At 67.0% G+C, this 12326-nt stretch carries 14 protein-coding genes and 1 tRNA gene; 8 read left to right on the top strand and 7 right to left on the bottom strand.

The annotated features are described in order from the left end of the window. Window positions 1–7: 7 nt before the first annotated feature. From galU to IEX43_RS07200, 4 genes are all read left to right on the top strand, one after another. On the top strand, window positions 8–913 hold the full coding sequence (gene galU, locus IEX43_RS07185; RefSeq protein ID WP_188809680.1) for a UTP--glucose-1-phosphate uridylyltransferase GalU: 906 nt from the start codon (window positions 8–10) through the stop codon (window positions 911–913). A 4-nt stretch (window positions 914–917) separates the two neighbouring features. Further along, the gene (locus tag IEX43_RS07190; RefSeq protein WP_188809681.1) at window positions 918–1538 is read left to right on the top strand and encodes a GNAT family N-acetyltransferase; all 621 of its coding nucleotides are present in this window, start codon (window positions 918–920) and stop codon (window positions 1536–1538) included. Window positions 1539–1619: 81 nt separating this feature from the next. Continuing rightward, the gene (locus tag IEX43_RS07195) at window positions 1620–2564 is read left to right on the top strand and encodes a hypothetical protein (RefSeq protein WP_229666348.1); all 945 of its coding nucleotides are present in this window, start codon (window positions 1620–1622) and stop codon (window positions 2562–2564) included. A gap of 138 nt (window positions 2565–2702) precedes the next feature. Next, window positions 2703–2775 (top strand) — tRNA-Ala (locus tag IEX43_RS07200). 45 nt (window positions 2776–2820) lie between these two features. Here the strand turns inward: IEX43_RS07200 and IEX43_RS07205 are convergent. Further along, window positions 2821–3186: a YciI family protein gene (locus tag IEX43_RS07205; RefSeq protein ID WP_188809682.1), complete on the bottom strand. Its 366-nt coding sequence runs from the start codon at window positions 3184–3186 to the stop codon at window positions 2821–2823. Between the two features lie 289 nt (window positions 3187–3475). On the opposite strand from IEX43_RS07205, the gene IEX43_RS07210 reads away from it, so the two are divergent. After that, the gene (locus IEX43_RS07210; protein WP_188809683.1) at window positions 3476–4285 is read left to right on the top strand and encodes a CPBP family intramembrane glutamic endopeptidase; all 810 of its coding nucleotides are present in this window, start codon (window positions 3476–3478) and stop codon (window positions 4283–4285) included. Here the strand turns inward: IEX43_RS07210 and IEX43_RS07215 are convergent. From IEX43_RS07215 to IEX43_RS07230, 4 genes are read right to left on the bottom strand one after another with little or no spacing between them, the layout of a single operon-like run. Further along, window positions 4282–4806 (bottom strand): hypothetical protein, encoded by a 525-nt coding sequence (locus tag IEX43_RS07215; RefSeq protein ID WP_188809684.1) that lies wholly within the window; start codon window positions 4804–4806, stop codon window positions 4282–4284. The two genes, IEX43_RS07210 and IEX43_RS07215, sit on opposite strands and share 4 nt — an antisense overlap. A gap of 3 nt (window positions 4807–4809) precedes the next feature. Beyond that, complete coding sequence (gene corA / locus IEX43_RS07220) at window positions 4810–5805, bottom strand: magnesium/cobalt transporter CorA (protein ID WP_188809685.1); 996 nt, start codon at window positions 5803–5805, stop codon at window positions 4810–4812. A 34-nt stretch (window positions 5806–5839) separates the two neighbouring features. Beyond that, window positions 5840–6265, bottom strand: a complete 426-nt coding sequence (locus tag IEX43_RS07225; RefSeq protein WP_188809686.1) for a DUF1761 domain-containing protein — start codon at window positions 6263–6265, stop codon at window positions 5840–5842. Window positions 6266–6295: 30 nt separating this feature from the next. Beyond that, a complete protein-coding gene (locus IEX43_RS07230) occupies window positions 6296–6775 on the bottom strand; it encodes an Lrp/AsnC family transcriptional regulator (RefSeq protein ID WP_188809687.1) in 480 nt (159 codons plus the stop codon). Between the two features lie 171 nt (window positions 6776–6946). Between IEX43_RS07230 and IEX43_RS07235 the strand changes: the two genes are divergently transcribed. Further along, on the top strand, window positions 6947–8194 hold the full coding sequence (locus IEX43_RS07235) for an MFS transporter (protein ID WP_188809688.1): 1248 nt from the start codon (window positions 6947–6949) through the stop codon (window positions 8192–8194). 43 nt (window positions 8195–8237) lie between these two features. On the opposite strand, the gene IEX43_RS07240 is transcribed toward IEX43_RS07235, so the two are convergent. After that, window positions 8238–8741, bottom strand: a complete 504-nt coding sequence (locus IEX43_RS07240; protein ID WP_066277621.1) for an Lrp/AsnC family transcriptional regulator — start codon at window positions 8739–8741, stop codon at window positions 8238–8240. 163 nt (window positions 8742–8904) lie between these two features. Further along, window positions 8905–10143, bottom strand: a complete 1239-nt coding sequence (locus IEX43_RS07245; RefSeq protein WP_188809689.1) for an MFS transporter — start codon at window positions 10141–10143, stop codon at window positions 8905–8907. 197 nt (window positions 10144–10340) lie between these two features. On the opposite strand from IEX43_RS07245, the gene IEX43_RS07250 reads away from it, so the two are divergent. Continuing rightward, window positions 10341–11315 (top strand): LysR family transcriptional regulator, encoded by a 975-nt coding sequence (locus tag IEX43_RS07250; protein ID WP_188809690.1) that lies wholly within the window; start codon window positions 10341–10343, stop codon window positions 11313–11315. Window positions 11316–11375: 60 nt separating this feature from the next. After that, window positions 11376–12323, top strand: coding sequence for an N-acetylglucosamine kinase (locus tag IEX43_RS07255; RefSeq protein WP_229666349.1), 948 nt, complete (start codon window positions 11376–11378; stop codon window positions 12321–12323). Window positions 12324–12326: the final 3 nt, after the last annotated feature.

A 12326-nucleotide genomic window follows, 5' to 3' on the forward strand; every position in this document is an offset into this window, starting at 1 on the left:
TAGTCCGGTGACTACCAGTAACCCGAGAGTTCGCAAAGCCGTCATTCCTGCCGCCGGACTCGGTACCAGGTTCCTGCCGGCAACCAAGGCGATGCCCAAGGAAATGCTTCCCGTCGTGGACAAGCCTGCCATCCAGTACGTGGTTGAGGAAGCCGTGAACGTCGGCCTCCACGACCTCCTTATGATCACCGGGCGCAACAAACGGGCACTGGAAGACCACTTCGACCGGGTGCCGTCCCTCGAGTCCACCCTTGAGGGCAAGGGGGACACCGAGAAACTCGCATCAGTCCAGGCCGCCAGCAAGCTGGGCGATATCCACTACGTCCGGCAGGGAGACCCGCACGGTCTGGGCCACGCCGTGCTGCGCGCGAAGCAGCACGTTGGTGATGAAGCCTTTGCCGTGCTGCTGGGCGATGACCTCATCGATGCCCGGGACGAACTGCTGGGCACCATGATCGACGTGCAGGCGAAAACGGGAGGGTCCGTCATCGCGCTCATCGAAGTGGAACCGTCCGAGATCAGCGCCTACGGCTGCGCTGACGTCCAGCCGATCGACGGCGAATCTTACGTTCGCGTCAACCGCCTGGTGGAGAAGCCAAGCACGGAAGAGGCGCCCTCCAACCTTGCGCTGATCGGCCGCTACGTCCTCCACCCTGCCGTCTTTGAGGTCCTGGAACGCACCGCCCCCGGGCGCGGAGACGAAATCCAGCTGACGGACGCCCTCCAGGAGCTGGCGACCGGCGAAGGCGAGGGGTACGGAGTGTACGGCGTTGTGTTCCGCGGGCGCCGCTACGACACCGGGGACAAGCTCAGCTATCTCAAGGCCTGCGTCCAGCTCGCCATTGACAGCGAGGACCTGGGGCCGGGCTTGCGGGAGTGGCTGCCGGGGTTCACCGCCGGCCTGTCCAAGTAGCGCCGTGCGCGCTGGTCCCATTTGGCCCGTAACCCTGGAGTGCGGGGATCTGGTCCTGCGGCCCATCCGGTACCGGGACAAGAAGGAGTGGACCGAGGTCAGGTCCCGCAACAGTGAGTGGCTTGCTCCGTGGGAAGCTTCCAACCCGGATCCTGCCGGAGGCCTCCCGGACTACCGGCAAATGGTCCGGTCATTGAAGTCGCAGGCAGCGCAGGCTACTGCATTGCCCTTCGTTATCACCGAGCGGATTGCCACCGCCGGGAGCCCCGCCATTATTGGCCAGTTGACCGTTTCATCGATCGTGTGGGGATCAGCGATGATGGCGACCCTCGGCTACTGGGTGGACCGGGGCCGTGCGGGCCATGGCATTGCACCCACTGCCGTGGCCATGGTTACGGACCACTGCTTCCGGACACTTGGCCTGCACCGGATGGAAATTAACATCCGGCCGGAGAACGGACCAAGCCTCCGCGTGGTGGAAAAGCTGGGCTTCCGGGACGAGGGATACCGGCCCCGCTACCTGCACATCAACGGGGAGTGGGCTGACCACCGGTCGTTCGCGTTGACCGCGGAAGAGGTCCCGGACGGGCTGCTCCGGCCCTGGCTCGCCTTGCGGCCGTCATAAATCCATTGATTTGCCGGCTGCGCCACGACACACCGCAGCTAATGCTGCCGCAGCGGACAGGATACTCATACGGTTTTGAGTGTGGACTTCCCCCTTAGCAGCTCAGTGATCCTTGTGGTTGCCGTCGTGCTCTGGATTGTGTGGGTTGCGCCCTACGTCCTCCGGTACCGCAGGCACCAGTTCCAGCCAGCCGGCGATTTCCTGGCGGAGCCCGCAGCAGATGAAACACCGGAACCGCCAGCCGCTTTGGTATTGAACGTCGCCGCCCAGCAGGAGAAAGCCATGGACACCAGGAAGAGTGCCGGACCCGCGACCGCCACTGCCGGCTCCCCAACCGGGGGTACGTTCCGGATTCGCTACGGACGCAGCGGCATTGCCCTGGTTGGGCTGCTGTCGCTGGTCACCGCGTTCGTTTCAGGTGTGCTTTCGCTCTTCGGGCTGGGCGCTCCTGCCCTTCCCCTGACGTGCCTGGCGCTCACCGCCGGATCCGTTGTCCTCCTGCGCTGGCTGGCCGTTCGGGACAGGAGGGCAAAGGTCAACGCAGCCTTTCGGGCCGCCATGACCGCACCGGCCCGGCAGCCCAAACCCGCTGCCAGCGTCCCGCCACGGCCGGAAGCAGCTCCGGCGAAGCAGGACAACCCCCTTTTCGACGCCGAGGCACACGAGCCCAGGATCAGGCCGCTGACTGCCATGGAACTGCGTGAGGCCGCCCTTGCTGTGGCGGTTGCCGCAGGCGATTCAAGCGCGGAAGCTGCCGGCTCCGCAGCCAGTGCAGCTGCTCCGTCCACGTGGGAACCGGTGGAGGTTCCCAAACCCGTCTATGTTGAGGCAGCCAAGGCCGAGCGCCCGGCACCTGAGCCGCTGGAGCTCCCGGAGGCACCGAAAGCCACGGGCAAGCCGTCCCTGAAGCAGGGCGTTTCCGCCGCGCCGCCTGCTGCGCCGGCAGCCGCCGAGGGCCAGGAACTGTCCAAGGCGCAGAGTGCGCTCAGTAACCTCGACGACGTCCTGCAGCGCCGCCGCGCCTGACAGGTTAGTGCCGTGAGGCTATTCCATGCGTCTCCTACGGAACGCTGGTGCGGGGTTCGAGGCTGCAGTTTGGCATTAAGCCGGGAAAATTTGTAGCCTAGGGTCACCGGTGCCGCTCCTGCAGGGGCGGATCCCTCCGGGGCTATAGCTCAGTTGGTAGAGCGCTTCGTTCGCATCGAAGAGGTCAGGAGTTCGAATCTCCTTAGCTCCACAAAATACCCTGCCCCCAGCAGGGGGCGGCCTGAAACCCGGTTCGTCAAGTGGCCAAATGATCACTGGGGCCGCCCTGGAACTCCCGCACCTCCACCGGCAGCATGGTGGCATCCGCCAGTTTCTTCCCCCACTCGAGCGCGGAAGCCAGATCACGGGCCAGGATGATGGAGAGCCCGCCGAGGTGCTCGTTCCCCTGGAAGTAGGGGCCCTGTGTGATGGTCACTTGGCCGGCCCTGCTGCGTGCCACCACGGCCCCGGCTGGTTGATCCAGACCTCCTGCGAAGACCCACGCCCCGGCGGACTTCAGTTCGCTGTTGAAGGCGTCCACCTTACGCATGACGGGTTCAAGGATCTCCGGCGGCGCAGCACCGCCGTCGGGCTGTTGGATACTGAGCAGAAAGTGCTTCATAGTGTGATGCCTCCACTGTGGATGGGCCCCGTCGGTGGCGCAGTCCTCGCGCGGCTCACAACGGCAGGCAGGCCGGCGCACTCATTCCTGACACGCCCTCCAGGGAACTACTTCATCTTATCCGGCGGCCGGCGTGCGCGGACGCGCCGAACGGCCCGTTGTCCACGCGGTCCACCCCAGAACCCAATGACCTACCTAACGTCTTATCGGGGGCATGGTTGGCTTTCTGGCGGCAGCAGAGAATGCCAGACTTAACACCCACTCATGCACGACTCCAAGAAGGTCTGTGATGGCGGTTCACGGCCACCGGCTGCGGGATTGGGCGGCCCGGCACGACATTGCGCTTTACCTTGGGCTGGCGTACGTCATTTCCTGGTCCATCTGGCCGCTGGTGCTCCTGAACCCGGAGAGCAGTCCACTGGTGCCCTTCGGGCCGGGGCTGGCGGCGGTCCTGGTTGCTTTCCTGGTGGGAGGCCGCCCTGAGTTGCTGGGCCTTCTTCGCCAGTTTGGACGCTGGCGGGCCAACCCTGCGTGGTACGGCGTGGCACTGGGTATGCCGCTGGTTGCCCCCGGCCTTGCCCTGTGGGCTGCGGTGGCCGCAGGGGCACCGGTCCCACGCTGGGAGCCGGCTGACTTGCTGCAGGTTGCCGGTTCGATCGTGGTCACGGTCTTTATGGTCGGCATCTTTGAGGAGCTCGGCTGGCGCGGGTTTCTGCTGCCGCGGCTGCAACGGGATTACAGCGCGTTGCGGGCCGCCTTGATCATTGGTCTGGCGTGGTTTCCCTGGCACCTTCCGGAACTGGTGTCGGACCCGGGCCAGCGTCCATTGACGCCCTTTGCGGTGTATATCCTTGCGCAGTCGGTGCTGCTCGCCTGGCTGTACAACAGCACGCAGGCGTGCCTGCCGGTTGTGGTCCTTTTCCATGCCGCCTTCAACAGCTTCACGAAGTTTTTCCTCGCCGACCTGCAGGGCAGTCCCTACCCCTACCTCGTGGCGTGGTGTGTTTTGGCCGGAGTGGTTGCCGTCCTCGCCGTGGCAGCGGTCGTTTACGCCGGCAGCCGCGACCTGGTGAAGGGTGGGCTCAGGCCCGCGCACTAACTCCCTGACACGCCCTCCACGGCAACAGTTTCGTCGGACTCCACCCGCTTCAGCTTCGCAAGTAGCCGGGCGGTCTCCGCCAGTGCGGAACGAAGCCGCGCGTCATCCGCAGACACGGACGCGGCACCCCAGTCCATGGGGGCGGTACCAACCACGAACAGGGTTGTTCCGCGGGCCGCCGCTGCCGCAAGTGCGGCAGCAAAGAGCTCCCATGCTTCCGCCCGTGGACCGGCGTCCGATGGCTCAGGCGGCGGAACACCATCAATGACCCACAGCTCCGCCCCTGCTGCGAGGAAGGAGTAGTCCTCCCTGGACCCACCCGGCGCGCACAGCTCGTCAAAGCTGATCCACAGCAGTTCCGGTTCGCAGGCCTTGGCGGCAAAAACGTGGGACCCGGCATGTGCCGCCCGGTGCCGGCCGGGTGGCGGCGGGAAGAGGCCGTATACCGCCAGTTGCCGGCTGCTGCCGGGCACCAGGATGCGGCCCCCGGGGAGGGCCGGAGGCCCCGGCTCGGCGGCCATGGCCTACAGCCAGCCCTTCTTCTTGAAGATTCCGTACATGAGGGCCGCCATCGCGATCATGAGACCGATAGACAACGGGTAGCCCAGTTCCCAGTGGAGCTCAGGCATGTGGTCAAAGTTCATCCCGTACACGCCGGCAACGAAAGACGGCGCGAAGAAGATCGCGGCCCAGGAAGAGATCTTCTTCACCTGCTCGTTCTGTTCGGCGCTGGCCTCGTTCTGCCGGTTCGCGGTGAGGGTGCCGTCCAGGGTGAGCGCGTTCTGCAGCAGGTCCCGGAAGGAGTCCGCCCGGGAGATCACGCGCTCTACGTGGTCTTCGACGTCGCGGAGGCTGTGCCGCAGGTCCGTTTCCACGCCGTACTTCTCGAATCCACGCTCAAGTTGGTGCAACATGTCCGGCAGTGGATGGATTGCCCGCTGGAACTGGATGACTTCCCGGGCCAGTTCGTAGATCCTGCGGGACACCGTGGTGTCGCCGCTGAAAAGCTGGTCCTCGATCTCGTCGATGTCGTTTTCGAGTCCGGCCACCACAGGCGCGTAGTCATCCACCACGCGGTCCAGCAGGGCGTACAGGACAGCTTCGGGCCCGTGGCGCAAAAGGTCGGGCCGGGCCTCCATGCGGCGCCGCACCCGGGCCACGCCGGCCATCTCTGCATGGCGGACCGTGACCACATAGTTTTTGCCGGTGAAGATGTGGAGTTCGCCGAACTCCACGCTTTCGGAGTCGTCAACGTACCGGGCGGGCCGGAGGACGGTGAACAGGCTGTCGTCGTAGCGCTCCAGTTTGGGGCGCTGGTGCGCGGAGATGGCGTCTTCCACCGCAAGATCGTGGAGGCCAAACTCGCTTGCCACCGCCGCCATTTCCTCCGGCGTGGGCCGGTACAGCCCGATCCAGGCCATTCCGCCGTGGTGCGCAAGCATGTCAAAGGTCTGCTCGAGGCTCTCGGGTTCCACGTGGCGCACGCCGTCCACATAGACGGCATTGTCGATGATGGTCATGGGCGCCGGGCCCCGGGCGAGGGGCGTGCGGCCATCAGGACATTCCTCCGATGATCGCACCGGAGACCGCCATCGCCACCAGGTCGTGGCCGGAATCGATGAGGGTGACGGCTGCGGGGCGTCCTGCAAAGCCGTTGTGGATGACGTGGCCGCCTGCGCGGAAGACCAGGCCCATAACCAGGGCGAACAGGCCGCCGGCCAGGGCGTTGTCCAGCCCAAGCCTGGCGATCAGGACAGCCAGCAGGATCGCCGTCAGTGCCGCAGCCACCATCATGGGCAGCCAGATGCCGGCGCCGCCGCTCATGTTCTTCAGGTCGTCCTCCGTCTTGCCGATCGCGGCCATCCAGCGCTTGCCGAGCACTGCAGGCATGTACCAGACAAAGCCGATGGCCATGCTTGCGACGAAGGCGAGCAGCACGGCGAGCCAGTTGATCTGTGAAACGTATGAGAGCCAATCCATTCTGGAAATCCTAGCCGCCCGGCCATGGCGTCAGCTGTTGGACGCCTTGGCGAGGCCGCTGATGAGGGGCTCGGTGCGGTAGGGGATATGGGTGTGCAGTGCCAGGACCGTTTCGGTCCGGATCACGCCCTTGATCCTCAGGACCTGCCGGAGGGAGGACTGGAGGTTGTGGGTGTCTGTGGCAACCACCCGGCACCAGACATCCCCACGGCCCGAGATCTCGTGGACCTCCAGGACCTGGGGAATCAGCCGGAGCGCAGCGACCACGCCGTCCAGTTCGCGGTGGGAGACCTCGATGGTCACAAAGGCCACCACGTCATAGCCCACCGCTTCCAGGTCCACCTCGCGGCCGCCGGGCCGCAGCACGCCCGCCCGGAGGAGGCGCCGGACCCGGGTCTGGGCCGTGTTCCTGGCGATGCCCAGCGATTCGGCCAGTTCGCCGATCTGGATCCGGGGATCGCGGATCATTGCCAGGAGAATTTTGAGGTCGGTGGGGTCCAACTGGTTCATATAGTCACTCTCAGTCACATACGGACGGCAATATTGATGATCCTGCGTAATTCTTCCATGGAAATCCGGTCAAAGGGGCAGAAGTAGCGCACTCTTGAGGCATCGGATATCCACCCCGCGCCGGACTCCCACAAGGATCTCCACCGCGGTATGAACCAGAGGCGGCACACGATGACGGTCTTCAGTGAACTCCGCATGCGCCCGGCCCCGGCTGCTGCGTCCGCCGGGTGGGATGCGTCCACCACAACCCGGCTGGTAATGGCGGGAACCGTAATTTTCAGCCTCCTGGTGGGCGCCAACCTGGCGACACCGTTGTATCCCCTCCTGCAGGCCGAACTTGGGCTGTCCACGCTGGGAGTCACCGCCGCGTTCGCCAGCTACGTCCTGTCCCTGGTTGCCACGCTGATGCTGGCCGGACACTGGTCTGACCACATCGGCCGGCGGGCGGCGCTCATCCTGGCCGTCCTTGCAGGACTGGCCGGCGGGTGGCTCTTCTCCGAAGCAGAGACGCTCGCCGCGCTGTGTGCCGGCAGGGCACTGCAGGGGACAGCGGTTGCGCTGGCCACGGGTGCCAGTGCCGCAGCCCTGCGCGAACTCCTTCCGTCCCGCCCGGAGTGGGCCTCCCGCTTCACGTTGCTGGCCTCATCCGGGGGAGTGGCGGCGGGGCCGGTCATTGGGGGACTGCTGTCACTCCTCCCGGGCGCCACCACAGCCCCGTACTATGTCCATTCACTGATCCTGGCCGGGCTCCTTGTGCCGCTGTTCCTGCTGCGTGCCCGCCCCGCGATCAGCCTCCCCGAGCCTTCCCGGCCGCTGAAGGCCCTCGCGCCGCGCCTCCCTTCCGTGTCCCGAGAGGCGAGGGGCGCCTTCTGGCTCGCCGCCGGCGTCGGATTCCTCAGCTTTGCGGTCTTCGGGTTCTGCCTGTCGCTTGCTCCCGGCTACTTTGCGCAGGTGCTGCACACCGATTCCCGCCCCCTGGTGGGCGTCCTGGCCGGCCTCGCCCTGGCGTCCTCCGCGCTGAGCCAGCTGCTGACCCTCCGCGGCCGCTACACGGTTCCGGCCGGACTGGCGGTCCTGGGCGTGTCCGTCCTGCTCCTGGGGGCGGCGGGAGCGTGGCACAGTCCCGTGCTGCTGGTGGCCGCCGCCCTTGCCGCCGGTGTGGGCCAGGGAATCGCGTTCCGCACCGTCTTCAACGACGTTGCGGCCAGGGTGGAGGCATCGCGGCACGCGCAGATTGTCAGCACCGTCTACGTCATCACCTACCTGGGCAGCGCGGTGCCGGTCCTCGGCCTCGGCTGGGCCGCCGGCGTATTCGGCCTGCCCGCTGCCGTGGCCGGGTTCGTGGGGCTGTGCGGCGGTGCGGCACTGATCCTGTCGGCCGTGACGCTCCGGCTCGCGCTCATCGGCCAGCGCCGGTAGCCTGCCCAGGCACGTTCCTGGGCAGCTGCTTAGAGCAGCCCTGCTAATCCGGCAGCGGACCGTGGTTCCCCTGGATGTGTTCGAACACCAGCGTTGTTTCGGTGTGCCCCACCACGGGGTCCGTCGCCAGGTTGTCCAGAACCCAGTCCCGCAGGTCCTCGGTGGTAGCGACGGCAATATGCAGCAGGTAGTCCACCGAGCCCGAGGTGTGGAAGGTGGACAGCACGGCAGGCAGGTGCGGCACCCTGCCCGTGAAACGGTCAATCTGGTCGCGGTCATGGGCCCGGAGCCGCACGGCAACCAGCGCCTGTACGGACCGGCCGATCGCGGACAGGTTGAGCTTAGCCTCGTAGCCCTGGACGATTCCCCGCTCTGACAGGGCGCGGGTGCGCATCAGGGCGGTGGAAGGGGCGATTCCCACCAGTTCCGCGAGCTGCTTGTTGGAGATCCGGGCATCGGCCACCAGGGCCGCCAGGAGCCGCTCGTCAATCGCGTCCAACGGTTCCAGATGCGCTCCCGGCCTGGCGTTCCTGGCATTCGTGCTCACTGCAGCTCCTCGTGACGGTCCTGGGTTTCATCCTAGCCGCGCCCGGCTGCGGTACCAGGTACTTTGCGGGCAGGCCGCCGAATTTCGCGTTGCCGCTTTCCGCGGGCAGAGCAGGATCTTCACGGGAGCACCCTGGTTGGCGGAACCACAGTGCCGCCGGGTTCTAGGCCGCGGCGCGTTCCTTACCGGGATGGACGACGGCGACAGCCGCCGCCGTGAGGCAGGCAAGGACCATGACTGCCGCGGCCAGGGCATTCCAGCCAAGGGACTGGAACACCAGGCCGCCGGCCCAGCCGATGATGCTGGACCCGAGGTAGTAGGCCAGGTTGTACAGCGAGGCGGCCTGGGCCCGGCCGGTGCTGGCAAGGGCACCGGTCCAGCCCGCCCCGATGCTGTGGGCGGCGAAGAAACCGCCGGTGAACACCACCAGGCCGGCCAGGATCAGGGCAAGGGACTGCGTCAGCGTCAGGGCAAGGCCGGCCGTGGACAACGCCAGGCCTGCGAGCAGGACAGCCCGGCGGCCAAAGCGAAGGGTCAGCCCCGCCGACCAACGCGACGTGACGGTCCCCGACAGGTAGGCCAGGAAGATCAGGCTGATCAGTGTTCCCGGAAGGCCGAAGGGTTCGCCGGAAAGCCGGAATCCCAGGTAGTTGTACACCGCCACGAACCCGCCCATCATCAGGAAGGCCTGGCCATAAAGGACCAGCAGCCGGACATTCCGCAAGTGGCCGCCGAGGGTCCGGAAAGCCCCGCGCAGCCCGGCGGCAGGGGCGGTGACAAAACCCTGGGCCTTCGGCACCAGGATGAGGAAGGCGACGGCGGCGAGGGTGGCCAGGATGGAGACCGCCAGTGCCGCCGCGCGCCAGCCCCACAGTTCGCCGGCCGGACCGGCCACCAGCCGTCCGGCGAGCCCGCCCAGTGTGGTGCCGGCGACGTAGCTTCCGGCCGCCAGGGCTGCGTGGGCTTTGGTGACTTCCTCGTTGAGGTAGGCAATGGCGATGGCCGGGATGCCGCCCAGCGCCATTCCTTCCAGGAGCCGCAGGGTAAGCAGCATGCCAAAGCTGGTGGACAGCGGAACCAGCAGGCCAAGGACTGTGGCTATCGAAATGCCCCATGCCATGGCCCGGACCCGGCCGATCCGGTCCGCCAGGAAAGACCACGGAATCACAGTCACCGCAAGGCCCACCGTGGCCAGGGAGATGGTCAGGGCGGCCTCCGCCGCACTGACCTGGAGGTCTGAGGCCAGGATCGGCAGTACGGCCTGGGTGGAGTAAAGCTGGGCGAAGGTGGCCACACCGGCGAAGGACAGGCCGGCGAGGATCCTGACGTACGCCGTCGAGCCCTTTGCATGTCCGTTCCAGCGCGGGAACGGAGCGCTGGTGGGGCGGACGATGTGTGCCATGCCGCCAGCGTAGCTTTTCCGCATAGATGCATCCAATGCATGCATCGTGTAAAACTGATAGCAATTTCGCATGCGTCTCCAAACTCGGCGGCTTTTTCCCAACTAGGTAGCGCTAAGTGTCATTATGAGCCGTCAAAACGACACTTAGCGCTACCTAGTTGGGCCGGTGGGGAGCAGGAAAGTGGGAGAACAAGCACATGGAGCCAGACCACAAACAGCTGGTGCAGCTGCTGCCGCTCCTGCCCGTGCTCGCTGAGCTGGGGCGCACCGAGCACGTCACGGAAACCGCGGAACTGCTCGGAGTACCCCAGTCCACGGTGAGCCGCGCTTTGGCCCGGGCGAGCGCCGTCGTCGGTACCGAACTCCTGGTCCGGGACGGCAGGGGAGTCCGGCTGACACCCGCCGCCCGCACCCTGCTGCCGTACATCGAGCAGGCCCTCACGGCGTTCCAGGCGGGATTGGACCTCGTCCGCGACGAGTCGGACGTGGTGCGGGGAAGGATTTCCCTCTCTTTCCAGCACACGTTCGGCGAGGCAGTCCTGCCGCTCCTGATCAGTGCCTTCCGGACCCGTCATCCCGGCGCTGCCTTCACACTGAGCCAGGGCGCCCGGAACGCCTGCCTTGACGAACTGGCCTCGGGTGGGTCGGACCTGGCACTGACGGCTCCCGTGGCGCCGCCCGGCCGGAACCTGTCCTCGGCGCCGCTGTACCGTGAGCCGCTCCGCCTGGTGGTGCACCACAGCCATCCCCTCGCCGCACAGCCCTCCGCCCGGCTCGCCGACATCAGGGCAGACCCCTTCGTGGCGCTCGGGCCCGGGTACGGCATGCGTTCGCTCACCGATGCGTTGTTCCGCGAGGCCGGCTACCGGCCGCGCATCGCGTTCGAAAGCCAGGACTCGCACACGGTCCGGGGACTGGTCTCCGCGGGCCTGGGCGTCAGCATCCTGCCGCCGGGAGGTGATGCCCCGGGCCGTACCGTCAGCCCCGAAACCGGGAACCTGGGCTGGGTCGAAGTTCCCCTGGACTCCGGCCTGGCGTTCCGCGAGGTGGGCCTGTCCTGGCGGCGGCGGAAACCTGGCGCGGAGCCGGTGCCGGTACGGCTGTTCCGGGACATGGTGGTGACGGAGGGGCCCGGGCTGCTGGCCGGGCTGGTGCGGCGGCGGTCCCGTTGACTGATGCCGGGAAATGCGGGGATGGGCCTTCCGCCGCCCCCGCACCATTACCCTTGTGACGTGACCAACACCGAAAATTCCTCCGCGCTCCCCGCCGCCCCCCAGGTTCCCGAATCAACTCCGCCCGGCGGTGTCATCATCGGGCTGGACATCGGTGGCACCAAGACCCACGGGGTCCGCTTCGAGGACGGGGTGCCGGTTGCGGATGAGTCCGCCGGTAGCTCCAACGTGCAGAACGTGAGCCGCGACGAGGCGGCCGCCAACCTTGCCCACCTCTTCTCGCGCATTGGCGGAGGGCAGGTGTCCCAGGTTTACGCGGGCTCGGGCGGCATCGACACCGAAGACGACGCCGCAGCCCTGGCGTCCCTGATCCAGCCGCACGTGCCCGGTGCACGGGTGACGGTGGTGCATGATTCACGCCTGCTGCTGGCCGCCGGGCACGCGAGCACGGGAGTCGCGGTGATTGCGGGCACCGGCTCGGCCGCCTGGGGCAGGAATGCCGACGGCGGCGAGGCCAGGGCAGGCGGCTGGGGCTACCTCCTGGGCGACGAAGGCAGCGGTTACTGGCTTGGCCGCGAAGCGGTCCGGCACAGCCTGGGCCGGATGAACCGGGGACTGCCCGCCGACGAACTCACCACGGCCCTGCTGCAGTCCTGCGGAGTGGGCGACCCCAACCGCCTCATCGCGCTGTTCCATTCACCGAAGACCGGCCGGCGCTTCTGGGCCCAGCAGGCCCGGTATGTGGTGGAGGCCGCGGCGGGCGGCCACCCTGAAAGCCAGGCGCTGCTGGACCAGGCCGGGAAGGACCTTGCCGGCCTGGCGCTGCAGGTGCTGCAGCAGCTGGGTATTACCGGCCCCGTGATCCTGGGCGGCGGCCTGGGTATGAACGTGGCACCGCTGCAGCACTCGTTCCGCCGCCATCTGACGGACGCCGGCGTGACCGATATCCGCGTGCTGGACCAGGAACCCGTGTTCGGTGTGCTGCAGTTGGTGGCAGAGCAGGCCTGACCC

This window comes from Pseudarthrobacter polychromogenes, assembly GCF_014644495.1.
Classification (GTDB): domain Bacteria; phylum Actinomycetota; class Actinomycetes; order Actinomycetales; family Micrococcaceae; genus Arthrobacter; species Arthrobacter polychromogenes.

What these genes read in the sequence shown, in the direction of transcription:
- IEX43_RS07230 (WP_188809687.1), bottom strand. Translation starts at nt 6,775, where the DNA reads ATGAACCAGTTGGACCCCACCGACCTCAAAATTCTCCTGGCAATGATC.
- IEX43_RS07215 (WP_188809684.1), bottom strand. Translation starts at nt 4,806, where the DNA reads ATGGCCGCCGAGCCGGGGCCTCCGGCCCTCCCCGGGGGCCGCATCCTG.
- IEX43_RS07205 (WP_188809682.1), bottom strand. Translation starts at nt 3,186, where the DNA reads ATGAAGCACTTTCTGCTCAGTATCCAACAGCCCGACGGCGGTGCTGCG.
- IEX43_RS07250 (WP_188809690.1), top strand. Translation starts at nt 10,341, where the DNA reads ATGGAGCCAGACCACAAACAGCTGGTGCAGCTGCTGCCGCTCCTGCCC.
- IEX43_RS07235 (WP_188809688.1), top strand. Translation starts at nt 6,947, where the DNA reads ATGACGGTCTTCAGTGAACTCCGCATGCGCCCGGCCCCGGCTGCTGCG.
- corA (WP_188809685.1), bottom strand. Translation starts at nt 5,805, where the DNA reads ATGACCATCATCGACAATGCCGTCTATGTGGACGGCGTGCGCCACGTG.
- IEX43_RS07245 (WP_188809689.1), bottom strand. Translation starts at nt 10,143, where the DNA reads ATGGCACACATCGTCCGCCCCACCAGCGCTCCGTTCCCGCGCTGGAAC.
- IEX43_RS07225 (WP_188809686.1), bottom strand. Translation starts at nt 6,265, where the DNA reads ATGGATTGGCTCTCATACGTTTCACAGATCAACTGGCTCGCCGTGCTG.
- IEX43_RS07210 (WP_188809683.1), top strand. Translation starts at nt 3,476, where the DNA reads ATGGCGGTTCACGGCCACCGGCTGCGGGATTGGGCGGCCCGGCACGAC.